Source organism: Okeania sp. SIO2C9 (genome assembly GCF_010672455.1).
Classification (GTDB): Bacteria; Cyanobacteriota; Cyanobacteriia; order Cyanobacteriales; family Microcoleaceae; genus Okeania.
In genome coordinates, this window is the sequence record NZ_JAAHGO010000012.1 from 214,934 (window position 1) to 235,068 (window position 20,135).

A 20,135-nucleotide genomic window follows, 5' to 3' on the forward strand; every position below is an offset into this window, starting at 1 on the left:
CAAAATCAACTACCACACGGGTTTAACCCTAATCTTGCTAACCGATGTTCGAGTTCATCATTACTAATATTTGGATAGTGTTCTTGAAACCATTTTTTGGCATTATCTTCTCCATAAGCTTTCAGGAAATCTCTCTTTATTTCTGGGGTTGAAACTAGATCGCGATTAGCACGAGCAACTGCTTCACCTGCCCACTGAATCGCACCTTCACCAGAATAAAACTGTTTTCTCACCGCCTCAACAGATTCTTCTAATGTTGGTTTGTGATGGAAAACATGGGTATGATTTGCCATTCGCAGAGCATCTCTTTCTGGATCAATTCCCCAGTTACCGTTTTCATCTTGTCGCCAGAGATTATCCTTCGCTACAGCAAAGAGGCGATCGCTACTATTTCCTTGCCTCATACCCGCACTGTTGGCCACTAAAACTCCTTCACAAACAAATTCATGGATACTGGCAACTTCAATATCATAAGTTGATGCTTCTCTCACATCCATCTCAACTTTTTTCACTTTTACTGGAATCAAATCTGTAGCATCAGCGACAAATTTCTTCACAGTAGGAGCAATCATTTGCTTTTGAGAGTTGTTCCAGTGATATTGATAAGTATTTACCAAAGGTCTAACCATTTCCTTTGGAAATCCATGATCTTTGAAACATTTAGGGCGATTTCGTTTTTGTACTGGAAACTGAGTAGAGTAACTCATCATTAGTTTTTCTACTGCTTCAAAAGCACTCTCACCTACAGTTACTAACTCACCTTCCGACTTTCCAGTTCGCTTGCGCACCGAACCACACAATCTCGTGGTAATTCCTAAAGATGCGTATAATGCTTGCACCTGTCGCAGAAAGTCTTGGTAAACTGAAGCTACCAGTACACCCTGAGAATGACAACCATCTGCGTCTGCTAAACCTGCTAAATAAGCTTGACGAATTTCTTTTGTTCCCATCAAAATACAGTCAGGAATCGTAATAGAAGTAAATGACTGTTTAAACTGTGAGAGATATTTATTCAGAATGCTGCTATTTAACTGAAGTTCATAAGCTGTGGTTTTACATTGTTCTGGGGTTCTCAGTGTATGTGTTTCCAAACCAAATTCTTGAGCAACATTAATCAGTCGTTCCAGAATTTCCGGACTATCCTGGTGGACTCGAAATATGACTCGCGTTCCATCTGAGGCAATCGATCCATCTCCATGCAAATATCCCAGAAAATAAGCAACTTCACTGGTAAGAGCGGGTACTGTTATTGATTTTGCACCATGGGAAGTGACGCCTTTCAACTCAGGGAGTTCGGTGGGAGTACCGGGTATTGCTTGAGGCACAAAAATCAGGCGATCACCCTCTTGCAAGTCTTTAGCTTTTATCATTTTATAGTTACCATACAAATCTTGCAGCACGGCAACTTTATGATCGGCAGTACATTCAAAATATCCGTCTTCTGTTTGAATTCGAGATAAAGACTGAGTACCCTGATCAAAGAAATTTGTTACAGGATAAAATCCTTTGCTGGTTAATACGCGATCGCCTATCCGAATTTTTTCAATAGATACTAACCCCGATGTTGTATGTACTAAGGAACCTTCTGGTAAACAGCGGCGAATATTTCCGGCGACAATTGTCACTGCTGCTTCATCAATTAACAAACAACACTCCACAGAATTTAATTGTCGCCCAACTGCTTGATTTAAAATATTCCCACAACGTTGATACAATTCTGGCAATTTTACCGGGTTCGCAACACCACCAAATCCTTTTAACTGTTCTCCCGCAGGTCTAACATCGCTCAAATCAATAATGACTTTGACTTCACCGGAAAATCGTTCATCGGTTGACAATTCTAACAAAGCTTGATACGAACCTACCCAACCTTGACGACTGTCTCCAACATAAATTTCTACCTGGTCTCCATCGAATTTTAGTTCTGTGAACTCCCGACGTAATTCAGCAGGAGTAGAACCAATTTCACCCCGCAATGTCAGATTTAATTGATTTCTAATTGGTGGCAGTTGATTTATATAATCTCCTTCCAATACTGCTCCGGTACCGCAACCCATCATTGCTAAGTCCATTAATAGACCAAAGGCACGCCAGTCCATTATATTTGTGGACGAACAATTATAGGCCCCTGAAAAATTTTGTGGTTGTGTAATCCATTCTGTGCCACCGACCCACAACCAACGGCCAGAGGACATGGCCTTTAGTTGACTTTGCATCCGATAGAGTAAGTCTGTTTCTTCGGGGGTCAGTTGGCCTAACTTTCTCAGGCCATTAATCGTGCGATCGCATACTTCTACCCAAGTCTCACGGCCATTTTCTGTTTTACGGCTATAAGTTCGATAGAATACTGGATTTGCTGTAGGTGCTGTTTCGGGAAATTCACCCTGATTTACTCTCTCTAGTTCTCGTACCATTTATAAAATAGAATTTTTGGGAAATTAAGTGACAGACTATGAGTGTAACCCGATTTTTTATATTTATATATAGTGTCAAATTTCACTTCAGCCTCTATATCTTGTGCTAGCTATATGTATATCCGATATACATCCAAAAAAGACTGTAGGTAAATTCTATGGAATATCCCTATTAGTCTTGCCTGGGAAGGCATCTAAAATATTTCAACTTTTTTTAACTAATTATCAGAAATTCTATACTGGGCAACAATGGGTCTTGAATGACTCCTACTCCTTGGAAGTCCCACCTTTTTAATATTGTTTTTAACTGAGTAGTTGGAATAGATTCAATGGCGAAGCGATCGCTCAAGTCTGGAGCGTGGGTATTGAGGTAGCTGTGGGCGTCAAAGTCTTCTTGAAATAGTAATAAAAATTTTACGGCCTCATCTGGATTTGGATTGGCACTAATATAACTACCATCAACTTTAGAACGAAGTAGATAATAAATTTGGGATAGCATGGTAAATTTGTGATTTGAGATACTAAAATACTAAAATTTTTATAGCACTACGCAAATAGAGCAAGGATATTCATAGATACTCAAACTCAGTTAGGGATTACTTATAACTTATCGCTATATAACTAATTTTTGGAGATAGCAAATGAAAGAAGAGTCGCAAACTGAGTTTTCTGTAATCAAACTGAAAAATACAAAGCAAAAATCTATTTATGGGTTAATTTATGCAGTGATTTGGGGGCTGATTTGGGGGCTGGTTTTAGGGGATATTATTGGGGTGTTATATATAACGTCTTTATTGGATCTATACCAAAATGATCAAGAGATATCTGTGTTGCTAATCAAGGGGCTATGGGGAGGACTGATTTATGGCTGTGTTTATGGGAGCATTTTTGGTTTGATCGCGGGGTTAATTTTTGGATTGATTCGTGGAGTAGATAGTGCCTTAAGTAAATCAGAAATTAAGACAAAAATAACTACAAATAAAACCATGAGTTTTGCAAAAAAAATAGCTATTTTTAGTGTATTTATATTTTTTTTAGGTATTTTTATGATAGCTCCCTTAAATGGTGTTTTGATGATATCTCCTAAGTTCAATAATGTAATTACTACGATTTACTATGTAATGATGATTTATAGTGGAGTTACACTAATTTTAATTATATTAGTATTTTCAAACTTGAAAAAAGACTTGATAAAACGCTTCAGTATACAGACGGCACTATATTTAACTCGTGGCATTGTCAGAAAAGAAAATGATTGAAAGAATGATAAGCACATACAGTTCAAGTTACCTATACAACTAATTTGCGGAGGTAGCAAATGCAAGAAAAGTTGCAAACTGAATTTTATGTAATCAAACTAGAAAATAAAAAGCAAAAATTTGTTTATGGGTTAATTTATGCAGTGATTTGGACACTCATTTGGGTACTGGTTTAGGGTATGTTAAAGGTCAACCTGTCGCGGGCAAGATGCCAACGCTACAAACAAAAACGAGTTGTGGAATTACTTCAGCAAAGTCTAAATTATTATTCGGTAATTTCTAGAAATACAGCAGATTTCTAGCATTAAAAAGTACAGATATTAACAATTAAATCTTCTCAGTGCGGGCATCTTGCCCGCGATAATTGTACTTCACCCTTGGTGGAATCCGCTGTATCTACTTCAGATTTTCCAACTTAATCCTTGGGTCTACAGTTTTCAACAATAAATCTGCCAATAAATTACCAATAATTAACATCAAAGCACCCATCATTAAACTTGCCATAACTAAATATAAATCCTGATTTCTTACCGCCTCTAAAATCAAAGTTCCTAAACCAGGCCAATTAAAGAAATATTCAGCAATAAACGAACCACCTAATAAACTGGCAAATTCAAATCCTAATAATGTGATTAAAGGGTTAATGGCATTTCTCAAGGCATGAACATAAATGACTCGATTCTCCGGAAGACCTTTAGCTCTTGCAGTTTGAATATAATTTTGTCGCAAAACATCTAATAATTGCCCCCGCATTAACCTCTGTAAACCAGCAAAACTGGTAATGCTTAAAGCAACAGTTGGCAAAATTATATGCCAACCCATATCTAAAATTTTACCTACAAAAGATAGTTCATCATAATCAATACTTTGCATTCCTCCCACTGGTAATAAAGGAGAAAGATTTTGAGCTAAAAATAATAATAATAGAGCAGTAATAAAACTAGGAAAACCTTGACCAGTGTAACTAATTAATTGAAGAAAACGGTCTAAAAAACGATTTTGATTAACTCCAGCAATAATACCAAGAGGAATAGCGATCGCCCAGGTCATTATTAAGGAAGAAATTGACAAAACTAAGGTTGCAGGTATTCGTTCCCATAATAGATCGGCCACTGGTTGTTGAAAGACAAAACTCCTACCAAAATTGCCACTGGTAATAATTTGTGTTAGCCAACGTAAATATTGTTCTAAGGGCGACTTATCCAAACCAAATTGTTGCTCAAGTTGTTTAATAGTATCTTGAGAAATTTGAGGATTTTGACTTAAAGTATCTATATAACTGCCTGGAGCTAACTGAATTATGGCAAAACACAGAGCAGATGCGAGAAATAAAGTCAAAATTGCTTGTAATAATCTCTTTAAAACATAAGCAAAAGTTTCACTGGCAATTAATTGTTTTAGTTTACTATACTTCAATTTTTTATCCATTAACTTGCAGAAGGAAGAAGGAAGAAAGCTTTAGTTATCTATGGAAAAAGCCATTTATATTCGGATAATTACTGATCATCAAGTTTTTGTTTGTAGTTTTGCTTTAGCCCTTAAAATACTTATTTTTATCCACTAACTTAATGCAATTTATAGCATAAGGAAGAAAGCTTTAGTTATCTATGGAAAAAGCCATTTATATTCGGATAATTACCGATCGGGACTTACACAAATTCACTTTGAAAATGCCATATGTAGGGGCGAATGCCATTCGCCCTCCGCAAAGCTCCGAATTCCACCCTCACTTGATTTAGTGTCCGTGCGTAAGTCCTGTGATAATAAAGTTTTTGTTTGTAGTTTTGCTCTAGCCCTTACAATCATTATAGTAGACTCCACTAAGCGTGAGGTACACTCCTAAGTGTGCAAGATGCCTACTCTACTGTTAAAGGAAAAATCTAAGGTTGTCTAAGTTTTACCGAATAATTAATAATTAATAATTAATAATTAAATAATTCGCGCCTTGAAGCCTCCCCTTGGATAGGGGAAAAAGCGGTCGTTAGCGTAGCTTCCCGTAGGGTGGGATGGCGAGGTCTCGGAGCCATATCCAATCGACTCCTGTGAAGAAATAATATTTCCTTATATTCAATCAAGAGCGGTTAAAACCCGAGGTAATTATCAATTATCCATTATCAATTATCAATTAATGAAAGCGCTTTTGCTAAATAACCAAAACCTCGTAGGGGGCGAATGCCATTGTAGGGGGCGAATGGCATTCGCCCCTACTATATTGCTCTTATTCTATAGTCAATTAACGGAAATTATACTTAGCTTCTGACTCCTAATTTTCAATTAATATTCAATCAAACTAACAATTGGCACTTCAGACAACTTCTGACGGCCACCCAAATCTTTTAACTCAATAACAAAGCCAAAACCCACTAATTCACAGTTAGCTTTTTCAATTAATTGAGCTGTAGCTGCTGCCGTACCACCTGTAGCTAATAAATCATCAATTACTAAAACTCTACTACCTGACACCATGGCATCTTTGTGCATTTCCAGCGTATCTTGGCCATACTCTAAATCGTAAGTGACTGAATATACTGCTGCTGGTAATTTTCCCGGTTTGCGCACTGGTACAAAACCTACATTCAACTTATAGGCCAAAGGGGTACCAAAAATAAAACCCCGGGATTCCATACCCACTATATAGTTTGGTTTAAATTCTGTACATTTTTCTGCCAAAATGTCAATAGTATAACGTAGACCTTCTGGGTCACTGAGAAGGGTAGTAATATCTCGAAATAAAATTCCTGGTTTGGGAAAGTTGGGAATTTCGCGAATTAAATTTTTTAGATCCATAGATTTTAGTTAAAAGTTAAAAATAGCAAGTCAAAAGTCAAAAGTTATAAGACTTAGATAAATTCAAAAAAATTCCTCAGTAGGAAAAGTCTGGTGTAGGGGCGTTAACGATAGTATATGATTTTATATTTTGCGTAAGTCTTGATTAATGATTCTAATTTAGACTTACTATAAAATTTATAGTTGGGTGTTATTCTTTCATCATAATTAATATTATTTAGGGCTTGCTGATTAAATCTAAAAGTATTTACAGATAAAGGTTTTAGCCTTTTTAAGTATCAAAAAGTGGGAGGTTTTAGGTGGTAATGGTTCAATTAGGAGCGGATTTTGGTCAAGAGTTGAGCAGAAAAATCAAGGGACGATTCTTCCTACTATCTCCTCTATAATTCCCCGTTCCTCCTGACTCCTGACTCCTAACTTCCCCTCCTGGGAGGGGCTAGAGGTGGGTTGACTCCTCCCCTTACCAAAAGACTTCCATAAGCAAACCCTATTTAGTTGTATTGACATTTTTACCAAAATAGTATAACGAAATATTGAATATTGGCAATAAATAAAGTAATGGAATTGAAAACTGCCCCCAGTCCATCCACACCATTAATATTGAATAATTTACCAGATATACCTCTCCCTGATAATGGGTGTCCTCGTAGAACTAAAACGCAAATTGATTTAATTCTTTTGGCAGTTGAAGCTTTGCAACTTGGAGGAGCTGAAGTGATGTTAAAAGTTGTCAAAGACCTAGAGCTACAAGGGATTATTCCAAATCGGGTTTCTTTGTGGCGACTGCGTAGTACAAATCCCCTACGTCTGAATAGTCAGCGCCGTCCCTTGACATTGAATGAGGCCAAAGCTTTAGTGATTATTACTGGTCATTTGGCCAAACGTTTAACTGTTCCGATTCGGAAACTTTTGTTTGACTATCAGCAGTTACATCAAAAACAGTTACCTATAGAAAATCATTTACAATTATCTTTTTATTTAGAACAGTTTAGAGCGCACTTTCGCAGTCGTATGAACCCCAGGCGGTCTGGTGTAATGGCCTACAATTCAGAGGAAAAGTTAAATCAACTAGGATTAGAGTTATTGGGTAAGTTATTATTCTGTACTGGTACAACGGGTATGCAAAGGTTTTGGATTAGTCTGTTTGATGGAGAAGTTAGTTAAAAGGGGGAACAGGGAACAGCGGTGTGACCCCGCGTTAGCCATAGACTCAAGGGAACGCGCACTCCTGAGAGGGAAAAGAGAACAGGGAACATGGAGAAAGATGAGAATTGATTTGATTTTTGATTTTTGGAGATGTTTATTCAATTGAGAATATGCAGTTGAAAATGAGAAAACAATGACACAAGTAATCAATGATTTCATTGATTCACTTAAGTTGAAAAACAAAAATTCAGTTGAAAAATCTGAAAATTAAACTTAAGAGGAAAATAGTTTATAAGCTGGCTGTTTTCCTCTCACCGTTAAATCAAAGATTATAACGGGAGTCCCCAACAGCTATTTTAAGATGGAGCAGGAGTCCAATGACGATTCAACGTCAGTACAGTTTGCCTAACTGTAAATTGGTTTTACAAGGTTTGAGTGAAACTGGAAGTCCTAATTTAAGTCAAGGACAGGTATTATCTATTTTGACCAATGCTGAATGTCATATTCAAGGCCAAGAGCCATCATTAACTGGGGGACGAGATTTTTTTGAAAGCTTGGTAAGACAGGTGAGTAGTTATGCCCAAGAATTTCTCAGTGGAATATCTTTGCCTAGACACCAAAGTGAAAGTCAAGAGTTGGTTCATTTACAGAAAATAGATACTAATCTACACAGATTGACGGTTTTTGACGGCAATTTTCAAGAGCAAAAACCTGGAAGAGTTGTTGATTTAAACACAGTCCAACTATTTGATTTGGTAGAGGCGGTGGACCAGTTTTTTGCTGATTCTTTGACTTTACCTGGTTTCTCTCTGGCAGTAAGACCTGTGTCTCGAAAAGATGCAAAATTAGGAGAACCTGTAGCTCAGAAGGTTATACCTGCTGCTGTGGGAATGTCTGGTTTGGCATTAGCTAGCTTGGCCTTATTCTTTGTCCCTATTCCAGAAGTACAACGTCCTAAAGATCCTCAACCACAGTCAAATGAAAGTATCGATAATTTAGAGGCATCTCCTAACAGTACTTCAGAACCTGGTTTTAATCCTACCCCCAGACCTGAAGGTTTGGACTCATCACCGGATGCCACTATTAATTCATCAGATGAAGTGGATGGGGTAGATACTTCTGAGGAGACGCTGACTGAAGAAAATTCAGAGACATCTTTGACTACCAGTTCCAAAATTACTGACCAAGCAGAGATTGAACGATTAGAGAATTTACTTTTGGAAAAAATTAATAACGCTTGGACAATAGGAATTAATGAAGCTTTGGTTTATCGTGTGACAGTAGCTTCAGATGGTTCTATAATTGGGTATAAACCCATAAATCCAGCAGCTGCTGATGAGGTAGATAAAATTCCTCTGCCAGATTTGCTAAATAAGCAAGCATTAGGTGAGGAGAATAATCAATCTATAGTTGAGTTTAAGGTATTGTTTCAAGAAAATGGTTTATTGGAAGTAGAGCCTTGGTAGATAAAAGTTAGGTGGTGGTGCATAGTAATGGTAGAGAGAGTGTGGGGAGTGTGGAGAGTGTTGGAAGTGTTGGAAGTGTTGGAAGTGTTGGAAGTGTTGGAAGAAATTAAAAAATATATATCTTTGCCATTACCCGAGCAGGACAACCCAAAGTTATTCTTCAAACTCCGTCCGGTATATTATCTTAATTTATCAAATTCAATTTTTGAGATAGTATCAAATCAGAATAATCATCTAATGGAAAAACCGTGAGTAAATCTTCTCCCGACCGGACTCCTAATACGAGGTCTCCGGGAATGGGTTTGTTAATACTATCCTTAATATTTCGATTTTTGCTGCTGATGGTAACTAGCGGTTTTTCCTGGGTTTTGGGAATGGCGATCGCTTTTCAATATCCTTCTACTTCCCAAGATATACCCATCTCAGAAAAATTACTCCGTGGTGCTAGAAGTATAGTATCTCAGAAGAAGTTACCTCCATCCTCAAGGTATACTCCCCCATCTACCCCAGAAATTATTACGCCTCAAGTTGAACTGACTGAGGCACAAAGAAAGGAATTACAAACAGAGCTTCAACAGTTACAAACACAGTTAAATAGTTTAATTAGTCGTACCAGGAATTTAGAAAATCAACTGGGTGTGAGAAAATCGGATGGAAATTTAGAGGCAAGATTGGACCTAATAGCTCAACAGTTAGCTTTGCCTATATCTGCTCGTAAGAATAAACAAGTAATAAATAAGCCTTCTCCGCCAGTTTTTAGTGAAAATACAATGATGGTTACTCTTCCTAGTGATGTTTTGTTTGAGTCTGGTAGTAATACAATTCGTTCTGAGGGAAGGTCAATTTTAGATAATTTAATTGGTGAATTGAAAAATTATCCAGAAATGACAATTAGTGTTTCTGGTCATACTGATAATCGAGGTAAAGTTAAGGTCAATCAGGAAAAATCATTTTTGCAGGCAGAAAAAGTGACAGAATATTTCTCAAAAAATATGGGCGATCGCTACCGTTTTTTGGTTATTGGTTATGGAGAATCTAGTCCTATAGTTGAAAATAATTCTAAAACTAATCGGCAACGTAATCGTCGAATTGAGGTGAAAATTCATCAAAAATAAGGAAGAAGGAAGAAGGAAGAAGGGAGATGGAAGAAGGAAGAAGGAAGAAGGAAGAAGGAAGAAGGAAGAAGGAAGAAGGAAGAAGGGAGATGGAAGAGGGAAGAGGGAAAAATCTGGAGAGTGTCTGAGTTTTACAGCGCTTTTCAAATTGATCGGGACTTACGCAGATTCATCTTAAAAACGCCATATGTAGTGGCGAATGGGATTCGCCCACTGGATTTAGTGTCTGTGGGTAAGTCCTGTGTATCTTGTTTATACCCCCTTATATAGAATCCGGGTAATTAGTTATCGTATTACTGAGGAGTAAGGAGTAACGAGTAAGGAGTAAGGAGTAACGAGTAAGGAGTAAGGAGTAACGAGTAATATCAAATTCAGTTGAATACTTAATTGTATTGTTGGGGGAGATGGGGAGATGGGGAGATGGGGAGATTGAATAATGAACATATACTATATAACCGGATTCTATATTATTGCTGGTCTGAGAGTTTCTTATTTTGAGCCACTACAACTAACTTCTGAGGAAGAAATTTCCTGCTATTTAAGGATGGAGTATTTGTCAAAGTTGCAAACTGACCGCCACTGTCGAAACCTACTTCGCTACCATTGGGATTATAAAACAAATTACCATTGTTACTATTGTAGACGATCGCTGCATCAGACGTTGCTGCTTCTCCATCGTTAATAACTGTAGCAAACTCATTAGCAATACTGAACCCAGTTCCTGAGTCACTATTAATAGCAGTAAAAGTGCTGAGGTCTAGGAGAATAATGTCTCCCTGTGTTTGGGAAAAATCTGTAATTTGGTCTATACCAACATCCTCTGACTGAAATTCCTGATTAGTATTAAAGATAAAACGGTCGATACTGCCACCGCCTAATAGTGTATCATTGCCAGGACCACCGTTGAGGCGATTTGCTACGCAACGCTTACGCGAACGCGACCAATACCTCCTTCTAAAGTATCATCACCAGATCCTCCTAATAAAATATCATTACCAGGGCGACCTATCAACAAGTCGTTACCAGATTTTCCGAAAAGCTTGTCGTTACCACGAGCTCAATTAATAGTATCGTTACCAGCAGCACCCACTAAAGTATTATCATTTCTATCTCCTCTAATAGTTTCACCGGGTGTTGAGGAACTATTTATAATTTCATCAATGAAGCTAGCATAAGCTGAAACCCTTGTATCAACACTGTATTCTCCGAAGTTGGAATTACCATCAATCTGATCCACATCTATACCATCGGTAGATGAAGAAAAACCATAGGATGTGATGCCAGCTATTTGGCCATTAATAAAGGCCGGACCCCCAGAATCTCCTTGTGTAGAATTAGCCTCTAGATCCACTCCCAACTGATTCAATCCGTATTGAAGCCCAAAAACATCCCTCCCTGGTTCCCCATTATCAAAGTCGAAGGCAAGCTGTGTACCTTCTATGATTGTTGACCTCTGTTCGGGAGGATGTCAATTGTTGACGAGTGCCATCAACTAATTCAAAGGAGACTATATAATCATTGGGGTTAGGATTTAAGTTAGCTGAATCATCCTGATTATTAAAGCAGTGGGCAGCGGTCAGAATATGAAAACCATCACCAGCTAGTAGAGACCCCGTACAAGTCTCTCCAGTAACGGTATTTTCAAATTCAACAACTCCAGTAAATTGATCCGAGGGGGCTATAAATCTCGTATCGTTGGGGTCATTGCTAGAAACTGCTACCATTATTTTCTCCTAAAATATTACAAAGATGAAACTTTGTGGACTATCTGCCTATTTATAGATGCGTAGTGCGATATATTGTTCCTTTGATCGTTATACAATGTTTAAGGGCAAATGGCCATTTGCCCCACAATACTGATGCTAGAGGATATAAAAAAAAGAGAGGGTTGTTCAGCAATTAACAATGAACAATTAATAATTAATAATTATCCCTTCTTAAAAGAAAGGGATTGACTAAAAGGAAAATTTTTGATTTATCCCCTTAAAAGGGGAGGCTTCAAACCTGAATTGTTGAATGAATAATTAATTGACTATCAACTCTTAATTATTAATTATTCATTATTCATTATTAATTATTCGGTAAAGCCTCTTGCTTCAGAACTGATAACTGAAATGACCTTAATACTACTGCATCAACACAGTTTGCTCAGTATTATCAGATTCAGTATTATCAATTTCAAAGCGATCAGCATTAGGTAGCTCTCTCTCTACCCTCCGTAACTCTGGAGTACGATAGGCAACTAATACTGCCCCAATATTCAATAGACCCATTAATACAAATAATAAAGCCATTCCCCGGCCATCTCCAACTCCAATAATTCTTCCTACGCTACTTGCTAACATTCCATTTTCACTCATCAACGGCTTAAACATAAACTCCACTAAAGGCGCTGCGCTTAAATGAGTAATTACTAATAAAGACTTTTCCATCATATTTTGCAAAGCAAAAACTCGTCCTTGTAAATCTTGAGGTACTTTCTGTTGCCAAATAGTATGATTCAAACTAACAATAACTGCCCTAGAAAATAAATAGCCAAAACCACCAATTGCAGCTAATACTACCGCAGTTTTAAATCCTCCTAAACATAGACATAACCCCTGGAGAAATGTAAAAATTAAAATTCCCTCTATTCGACGCTTAGTACCTCCCCATAAACTTACTGCGACACTACCTAGCAACATTCCAATGCCACTAACAGACATTACTATTCCTAATTCTTTTTCAGAGGCAAAACTTAATACCATTGGCAAGAATAAAACTTGCAATATTCCTGCACTTAGGTAAATAACACCAAAGAATATAGTCAACTTCCGTAAACCAGAACGTATCACTACATAATTCCAACCTGAAATAACTTCCTGCCATAACTCTTCGATACTTACTCTACGTCTGGTAATTTTCTTTTCTCTTCTAGGGAATTTTATACTCAACAGAGTCAGCAACCCAAACAGATAAGTACCAAAGTCTACTAATAATACTCCGTGAAGATGGATTTTAAGAATCAACAATCCAGCTATACTTGGACCTAGTATTCTTGCTGTTGCTATTGCACCTTGTACCATGCCATTTGCGCGACTCAGGTGTTGCACTGGTACAAGTTGAGGGATGGCAGAGGTATAAGCTGGCCATTGAAAAGCGTTACAGACGGAACTAATACCTACTGCTATATAGATATGCCAAACTTGCAGTTGCCCCGAGAAGACCAATAACATTATTGCAAATGCTGTTACTCCGGTGATTGAGTCACTGACAATCATTACCCTACGGCGACTCCAGCGGTCTACCATTGCACCAGCAAATGGTGAAATGAAGAGACTAGGTAGATGAATGAATAAGGATAACAGAGCATAATGGGTAATTGAACCTGTTGTTTGATAAACCCATACTGCTAGAGCGAATTCACTCAGACTAGAACCGAATAGGGAAACAATTTGTCCCAACCAGATAAATAAGAATGTTTGCATAACCTTGAGTTGCTAGAGGAATGAAAATAGAATGGAATAGCATTGATTCAGTAGACTTTTTAATACTTAATTATATAACTTTAAGAGACTAAAGCGATCGGATTAAGTATGTATTAATCTATGGATTTTTTTTGATGACTGCTACAGCTATTAAAAGTTTCGTTTTTACGCGATAAATTAATTTTATGCTAGCTATTCAAGTAGATTTACCTAATTAAGTTAATAACTAAAATTCTTTGGTTTATTAGGCTTTTTAATTAATAGCATCTCTTAGTATCTCTATTTACTTTAACTGGATATTTTTTGACTAGCTTAAAGATTATATTGTCTTAATCTTTTTATTAGTAAGTTCGATGGAATATTTTCTGTAATACTATTATTCAAAGGAATCCAAGAATTATTGTTGCAAAAGGCACAAAAAAATATAGAAAATTCCATAGAGCTTTCAGGATATAATTTTGAGAAAAACAATCAGAATGTTATTTAAGTTAATTCATATATACAAAGTTAACTTTTGGGAAAAACTGGGGAAATTTTTCAAGTAAATTTAGATTAGGTTGGGGTTGAAGAAAATTATCTGTAGTTCAGATCAAATTTTAAGTAGTTTATCCTTGATATTTTTCTCGATTCCATATGTATATAATTAGGGTATTTATACCAATTTTGTAAGTGTTCACTAAAAATATAGTGTCGATTTGGTTAGTGATATATACCTGTTTTTCTTATTTTTCAGTATGAGAATTGCTATAAGTAGTAAAAGCAAATTAATTGTATATTTGATCGTCAACTTAAATAAGTAGGAAAAACTATTTTTAGTTCCACTGGTCAGGTATACAAGTATATTTTTTTCCATACGTTGCCAATCCAACAGCTCCCTTATACAGCTCCCCTACTAGATTTACAAATGTTAAATTAATTTTTCACAGGTAGTTATTTTTTTTGATCTGAGATGTTTTTTAGCTAAAAAAACCAACTTAACTAGAGTTTGCTGAAAAAGTTTTTTAGTAGGGGGTAGGAGACAGGAAGAACGGGGAATGAGCGAAGAGGTAGGAGTAAGAATTTTCAATTTGGGATTTTTGTGCCCAACTATGCGCCTAAAATACGCTCCTTTTTGAGCATGAAGAGCTGAAAACCAGGCACTTTTTTCGACTTCAAAAAGGCTAAAGTCTTTATTTGTCAATGCTTTTAGATTTAATCAGCAACCCCTAACTAGAGTTTATGGAGTTTTTCATCTTAAATTGAACCAGATTAGGCGCTCTTAAGATTAGGATAAAGTTAAACGGTAGTCCTGCGGAACGTAATGGTAGATGTGGATGAACAACGGCGCTTCATGGGAGCATTTTGCTCCCACTACTTTTATCCTTGACTAAAATAATTACAATAGACCACCATTACAATGCACCACCACCAAATTAAAGAAGTAAAAGTTGATAGCTGATATGCTTTGTTACTAATTTTTATCTTTTTCTTTTAGGTTTAATATTCTGCACCTCATAAGTGATGTTTACAATTAGTCGGGGTTTTATTCTCCATCCACTTTTTCCTTTTTTCTTCTTCCTTCTTCCTCCTTACCGAAAAATTGCGGTTGAAAGACTCCTCTTTTAAGAAGATAAAAAGCGGTCGATCTTCCCAGCTTCCCGAAGGGTGGGATGGATGGGTTTTCTAACCATATCCAATCGACCAAGGGAAGAAAAATTTTCATGATTAGTCAATCCTCTCCTTTAAAAGAAGAGGTAATTCTAAATTCTAAATTCTAAATTCTAAATTCTTGAATTTTTCCTTCCTCAATAGACTTGAGTAATTTGCTCTTGCCAAATTTTCACTAGGTTAGCGACTGCATTATCCCAACTATATTTAGCAATAGATTCTTTGGCATTAATACCAATTTGAATTCTTAAATTACTATCTTCTATTAATAGCTTCAATCTCTCACAAAAACTTTCCTGATTTTTTGGTGTAAATAATAAACCATTCCATCCATCTTGAATATTTTCCACGACTCCTCCTGCTTGAGGAGCAACTACTGGAATTCCTGCGGCAAAAGCTTCTAATACTGTTAAACCTCTGGTTTCTTTTTCTGAGGAAGTGACATGAAAATCGCTATTTTTCAAAATATTAGGTATATTTTCTGGAGGTACTCTACCTAATAAATATACATTTTTTGTCAGTTTAGTTAATTTATTTGATATTTCATCACGCATCGGACCGTCACCAACAATTATTATGGCAATATTTTCTAGATTTACTAATTGCTGAAGTCTGACAAAAGCATCTAAGGTAAATTGCCAACCTTTATCTTCGGTTAATCTGCCTAAAAAAACTATTTTTACTTTGTTGGTTAAATTAGGAATTTGATAATTTGATTCCCAAAAATTAGCTGTTTTTCTCGCTGACTGAAATTTTTCCACATCAAAACCATGAAAATTGGTATATTTAACATTCTCAATACCCATATTCACAATTTTTTGATAGGTGACACTGCTAGAAACCAAAGTTAAATCATATTGATTGTAAATAGAGATAAAACTTTTTTCAAAGATTAATTTCAACATCAAGTTAATCCCTTTTGGCAAAGGCAAAAAATCTTCAAAATAGTCTAAAAAGTTAGTTCTGAAAGTACAAACACAGGGAATATTATTTTGTCGAGCAAATTCGATGCCAGCTAAACGGAAAAAAGCAAAAAATAATCTTTCTGGTTCATCTACATGAATAATTTCCGGCTGGAATTTTTCTAATTCTCGGCGGACTATTTTATAAGTATTAAATCCCACGTTTCTTTCAAAATCTAGGAATGGCGTACTCGGTAAATTAATAACTTGAACTCCAGGAAAAATATTACCCGTATAATCTTTCCAATTAGGATACAAATGAGCAAGGGGACTATAGTCAGGACAAAATAATAAAACTTGATGTCCGAATTGACTTAATTTTTGGACTCGGTAAAAACCACTGACAGTTACTCCGTCTAATACAGGTAAAAATCCAGAGGCAATAATAGCAATTTTCATAAATTAAGGAAGAAGAAAGAAGTAAGAAGGAAGAAGGAAGAAGGAAAAAGGAAGAAGTAAGAAGTAAGAAGTAAGCTAAATCTTAAGTTTCTGCTAATTATTGTTCAAAAAGAGATTCTAAATTACGATATCCACTAACTACTCTCACAATTTGAACACCATTATCTATTAAACGATAGTTTAGGTTTGTTAAAGTCAAAAGACCTCGATTACTATGAAGATCAAAAAGAACTTTTCAGGGAACATTGTTTAAGCTGCCTGAAATCCTTAGATATTGATAATTCAGATACCTACAGGCTAGAAAATAAACTTCTATAATTTTTAGCCCCTATCCCATATATAAAAAAAATTGAGGCTATTTACAGATAATATTAAACTTACACACAAAGTTATTAAAAATGATTATAAAATCAAAAGTACAGAATAATCACAGTTTGTTTTTTTTACTTTTACTTTAGTTAAAAAAAGTAGGGTGTGTTAGGAAGTTGAGTTGCAAAAAATAGAGAATTTAGTAATATTTTCAGCCGTAATTAACCGCACTTATAAATTGATAAAGTTTGGTTTTTTTTATCATATTATTGTTTCTGATTTAATTTGGCTTAAAAAATTGCCTCAATTTCTTCTCTGTCAATTTCTGATGGTTGAGGATACTTAAAATTTTCCGTTTTGCGACTCATTAACAGTTTCAATCCTTGGCTAAATTTTTCTTCATCATTGCAATTTTCTGAAAGATATTGACGAAGTTCTTTATTATTTATTTGCGAAAGTGATTTGTTCATATTTCACAATCCTAATTTCTATTTTGGTTGATTACAATTTCTAAACCATCATTCATTCAGGCTAAAATGTAAATTATTTTTAGTTTTTAGTCATAACGAAATAAATTTATGGATTGATAAAGATTAGGTAAGCATTCAGCCGTCAGCTATCAGAAGAGTGCTTTTAGTCAGTGATAAAAGCAATATTTAATTGAGAAACGAAAAATATGACTACAAAAGTCAGCTCCAAAGTCTATATTTATTTAAACTCCATCCTTAAACACAAAATGTTATTGCTGAGAGCTGATGGCTAATAGCTGAATGCTTACAATATTAGATAGTAACTGACAAATAAAAATTGCAGTTTCTTTTTGTTTATCTGTGGGCAATAATTAACTCCTTATTATTAAAGCAGGGTGTTACCTTTGATTAACAAACTCTACTTGACTGACACTTTAGCTAACCTAGTAAACCCTTAAGCTTTATTAGCAGTTTGGTTTTAAATAGATAGTAAATTATCGCGGACTTCTTCGATTAGCCTTTCTGTTGCTTCTCGATCTTCGGCTAACTTCCAATAAAACCGATGCTTTTTGTTTAACATCATCTTGATTTGTCCAAATGGGACACCTAGCCCTATGCTGAATGTCATTTCAGTTATCAGTTATCAGTTATCAGTTATCAGTACCTCCGACTAAAGCCGGAGGCTTGAAATACTGAACTGAATATTTTTTCATCCCCTTAAAAGGGGAGGCTTTATACCTCACTTTTTGGTAATAAAGAGGAATATAGGAAATGTTATGGGCATCATCTTTCCCAGACGATAATATGCGTGTGGAGCTCCTGGGTAACCTTTGAAAGCCTGTATAGCCCAATGTATTTTTTCCTCAATGATTTTTCTATCATCATTCATATACCTGTGACATAAAGCTATCAGCAAACAGATGTATATATCTTTATATTGCCATTCAATGTATTGTCCTATATTAAATGTTATAGAAAATCCATTGAAACTGTCCATAACAGAAATCGCAGAACGCTTAAACAATTCATGTGCACTTTCGAGATGCACTAATGCACGATTAAGAGCTTTTCCCTTATCGGCAGATGAATCTAAATTATTAAAAATATGTGACGCTGCAATTAACTCAGCATCCCCAACTTCTGAGAGAACTTTGCCTAACACATCACCTTCAATAAATTGTTTCAGTGCTGGTAAAGTTCTAGATACTGTCAGGAGATTTCCAAAAGACAAGAAGTCAGACATAAGCTTTTTTCTGAACCTATAGATTTGAATTATTTTGTATAGAAATATGTGTACTCTAGCTTGTAATTATATCCTACTTTGAAAGTAGGGTTATTTAGGGAATTTAGTTGAAAAAAATAGATAATTTAGAAATATTTTGAGTCGTCACACACCTGATATATTTAAAATAGTTTTTTTTCTTTTTATCGAGAGTTTTGGTTAATAATGGTTTAGTTTTTTTTGTAGATATATAGTAGGTTGAATTTCATTAACGCACTAGACTAAACTACCTAATAAAAAAAATCAGCAAATAATTTCCTGCATCAGTTGTTCGTCAGTAAAAACTTGAGACTTGGCTTTTTTAAACTCTTTTTATGCTTCTTAAATATCTCTAATTTTTTCTGTTCTATGTCGTTATCGCAGACTATTTATTGACATCTCAATTCAATTTTATTGATATTCTGGATGAATTTCATCTACCACTTCTAAGATTTTCAGAAAAGTTATTATTGTCATTATCTTTTTTCCCTTTTCCATCATCTTATTATGTCTCTTATGATAATTTCAGATTTATCAAAAGTTTTACTTATTAATCTAAGCTTTTTTTATAGAACATTTTAAAGATTGTCATCAACCTCTGACAAAAATCTGACAAAAAATCGCCAAAAATCCTGAAACTCCTAAACATAGTTTCAATGGTTTCAGCCTTATTTTCCAAATTATGTGATATAGTATACTTAGTGTATAATCTATAGCACTTTTATTACCTAATCAAAATTTAACGCCCGAAACACCTATAATTCCGTTGTTTAAACCAGCGATCACCTCATTTTCGTTTGAGGATAGCGATCTAATTTTTCCAACTTCCTCTAATAGTGATTTGACATATTTACAACTATGTGGTGGGTATTAAAAACTTATCAATACAATTGAAAAAATCCTCAAATGGCTAAATACTCAACAATACTAGATATCCTAAACGCTCGCTCACAAAATCTACCGAATCAAATTGCTTATAAATTTTTGCCAGATGGAGAAACCAAATCTGGAAGCTTAACTTATCAACAATTAAACACACAAGTACGAGCGATCGCTGCCCACCTCTAATCATTCATCAGTCCAGGAGAGCAAATATTAGTTGAGTTGTTTATCCCTACACTGCTAGGTCATTTCAGTTATCAGTTATCAGTACCTCTACCCGAAGTCAGGGGCTTGAAATATTGAACTTGATTTTTTTTCATCCCCTTGAAAGGGGAGCCTTGAGACCCTATTTTTTGGTCAAGAATGGTTTGGTTTCTTCTTGTCGGTGGGTGGTACTTTACATTTCATTTACACACCCTACAAGATCGGCGATCGTACTCCAACTTATCCAACTTAATTGTTGAATCAAAAATGATGTAATCGTTATTTTTTGAAGATAAAGTTTTAATTATCAATCTGAGCTTTTTTGAAAGAAAATTTAAAAGATTGTC

At 35.6% G+C, this 20,135-nt stretch carries 16 protein-coding genes and 1 pseudogene; 6 read left to right on the forward strand and 11 right to left on the reverse strand.

What is annotated here, in order from left to right; all coding sequences use genetic code 11:
- Positions 1 to 5: 5 nt before the first annotated feature.
- Both F6K23_RS11470 and F6K23_RS11475 read right to left on the reverse strand, forming a co-directional pair.
- Positions 6 to 2,414, reverse strand: coding sequence for an LAGLIDADG family homing endonuclease (locus F6K23_RS11470; protein WP_293154891.1), 2,409 nt, complete (start codon positions 2,412 to 2,414; stop codon positions 6 to 8).
- Between the two features lie 214 nt (positions 2,415 to 2,628).
- Positions 2,629 to 2,913: a hypothetical protein gene (locus tag F6K23_RS11475; protein ID WP_293154894.1), complete on the reverse strand. Its 285-nt coding sequence runs from the start codon at positions 2,911 to 2,913 to the stop codon at positions 2,629 to 2,631.
- A 142-nt stretch (positions 2,914 to 3,055) separates the two neighbouring features.
- On the opposite strand from F6K23_RS11475, the gene F6K23_RS11480 reads away from it, so the two are divergent.
- Positions 3,056 to 3,673: a hypothetical protein gene (locus tag F6K23_RS11480; RefSeq protein ID WP_293154897.1), complete on the forward strand. Its 618-nt coding sequence runs from the start codon at positions 3,056 to 3,058 to the stop codon at positions 3,671 to 3,673.
- Positions 3,674 to 4,069: 396 nt separating this feature from the next.
- On the opposite strand, the gene F6K23_RS11485 is transcribed toward F6K23_RS11480, so the two are convergent.
- Together F6K23_RS11485 and F6K23_RS11490 are read right to left on the reverse strand one after the other, a co-directional pair.
- Entirely contained in the window at positions 4,070 to 5,101 is a 1,032-nt protein-coding gene (locus tag F6K23_RS11485) for an ABC transporter permease (protein WP_293154900.1), read from the reverse strand.
- An 846-nt stretch (positions 5,102 to 5,947) separates the two neighbouring features.
- On the reverse strand, positions 5,948 to 6,460 hold the full coding sequence (locus F6K23_RS11490; protein WP_293154903.1) for an adenine phosphoribosyltransferase: 513 nt from the start codon (positions 6,458 to 6,460) through the stop codon (positions 5,948 to 5,950).
- A 558-nt stretch (positions 6,461 to 7,018) separates the two neighbouring features.
- Between F6K23_RS11490 and F6K23_RS11495 the strand changes: the two genes are divergently transcribed.
- From F6K23_RS11495 to F6K23_RS11510, 4 genes are all read left to right on the forward strand, one after another.
- A complete protein-coding gene (locus F6K23_RS11495; RefSeq protein ID WP_293156131.1) occupies positions 7,019 to 7,624 on the forward strand; it encodes a DUF3038 domain-containing protein in 606 nt (201 codons plus the stop codon).
- 359 nt (positions 7,625 to 7,983) lie between these two features.
- The gene (locus F6K23_RS11500) at positions 7,984 to 9,072 is read left to right on the forward strand and encodes a DUF4335 domain-containing protein (RefSeq protein ID WP_293154905.1); all 1,089 of its coding nucleotides are present in this window, start codon (positions 7,984 to 7,986) and stop codon (positions 9,070 to 9,072) included.
- Between the two features lie 27 nt (positions 9,073 to 9,099).
- Positions 9,100 to 9,324, forward strand: a complete 225-nt coding sequence (locus F6K23_RS11505; protein WP_293154908.1) for a hypothetical protein — start codon at positions 9,100 to 9,102, stop codon at positions 9,322 to 9,324.
- Entirely contained in the window at positions 9,321 to 10,187 is an 867-nt protein-coding gene (locus tag F6K23_RS11510) for an OmpA family protein (protein ID WP_293154911.1), read from the forward strand. Before F6K23_RS11505 ends, F6K23_RS11510 begins: the two co-directional genes overlap by 4 nt.
- 916 nt (positions 10,188 to 11,103) lie before the next feature.
- Here F6K23_RS11510 and F6K23_RS11515 read toward each other — a convergent pair.
- The 7 genes and pseudogenes from F6K23_RS11515 to F6K23_RS11545 all read right to left on the reverse strand — a co-directional run.
- Positions 11,104 to 11,226 (reverse strand): annotated as a pseudogene (locus tag F6K23_RS11515) (hypothetical protein); the annotation flags it as partial.
- Positions 11,227 to 11,244: 18 nt separating this feature from the next.
- Complete coding sequence (locus F6K23_RS11520; protein ID WP_293154913.1) at positions 11,245 to 11,553, reverse strand: trypsin-like serine protease; 309 nt, start codon at positions 11,551 to 11,553, stop codon at positions 11,245 to 11,247.
- Positions 11,554 to 11,596: 43 nt separating this feature from the next.
- Positions 11,597 to 11,911, reverse strand: a complete 315-nt coding sequence (locus F6K23_RS11525) for a trypsin-like serine protease (RefSeq protein ID WP_293154915.1) — start codon at positions 11,909 to 11,911, stop codon at positions 11,597 to 11,599.
- Positions 11,912 to 12,313: 402 nt separating this feature from the next.
- Positions 12,314 to 13,654 (reverse strand): MFS transporter, encoded by a 1,341-nt coding sequence (locus tag F6K23_RS11530; protein WP_293154918.1) that lies wholly within the window; start codon positions 13,652 to 13,654, stop codon positions 12,314 to 12,316.
- Positions 13,655 to 15,438: 1,784 nt separating this feature from the next.
- A complete protein-coding gene (locus F6K23_RS11535) occupies positions 15,439 to 16,662 on the reverse strand; it encodes a glycosyltransferase (RefSeq protein ID WP_293154921.1) in 1,224 nt (407 codons plus the stop codon).
- 599 nt (positions 16,663 to 17,261) lie between these two features.
- Positions 17,262 to 17,441, reverse strand: a complete 180-nt coding sequence (locus F6K23_RS11540) for a DUF6887 family protein (protein ID WP_293154924.1) — start codon at positions 17,439 to 17,441, stop codon at positions 17,262 to 17,264.
- A gap of 739 nt (positions 17,442 to 18,180) precedes the next feature.
- Positions 18,181 to 18,684: a hypothetical protein gene (locus tag F6K23_RS11545; RefSeq protein ID WP_293154927.1), complete on the reverse strand. Its 504-nt coding sequence runs from the start codon at positions 18,682 to 18,684 to the stop codon at positions 18,181 to 18,183.
- Positions 18,685 to 19,608: 924 nt separating this feature from the next.
- Between F6K23_RS11545 and F6K23_RS11550 the strand changes: the two genes are divergently transcribed.
- On the forward strand, positions 19,609 to 19,770 hold the full coding sequence (locus F6K23_RS11550) for a hypothetical protein (protein WP_192901130.1): 162 nt from the start codon (positions 19,609 to 19,611) through the stop codon (positions 19,768 to 19,770).
- The last annotated feature ends 365 nt before the right edge of the window (positions 19,771 to 20,135 follow it).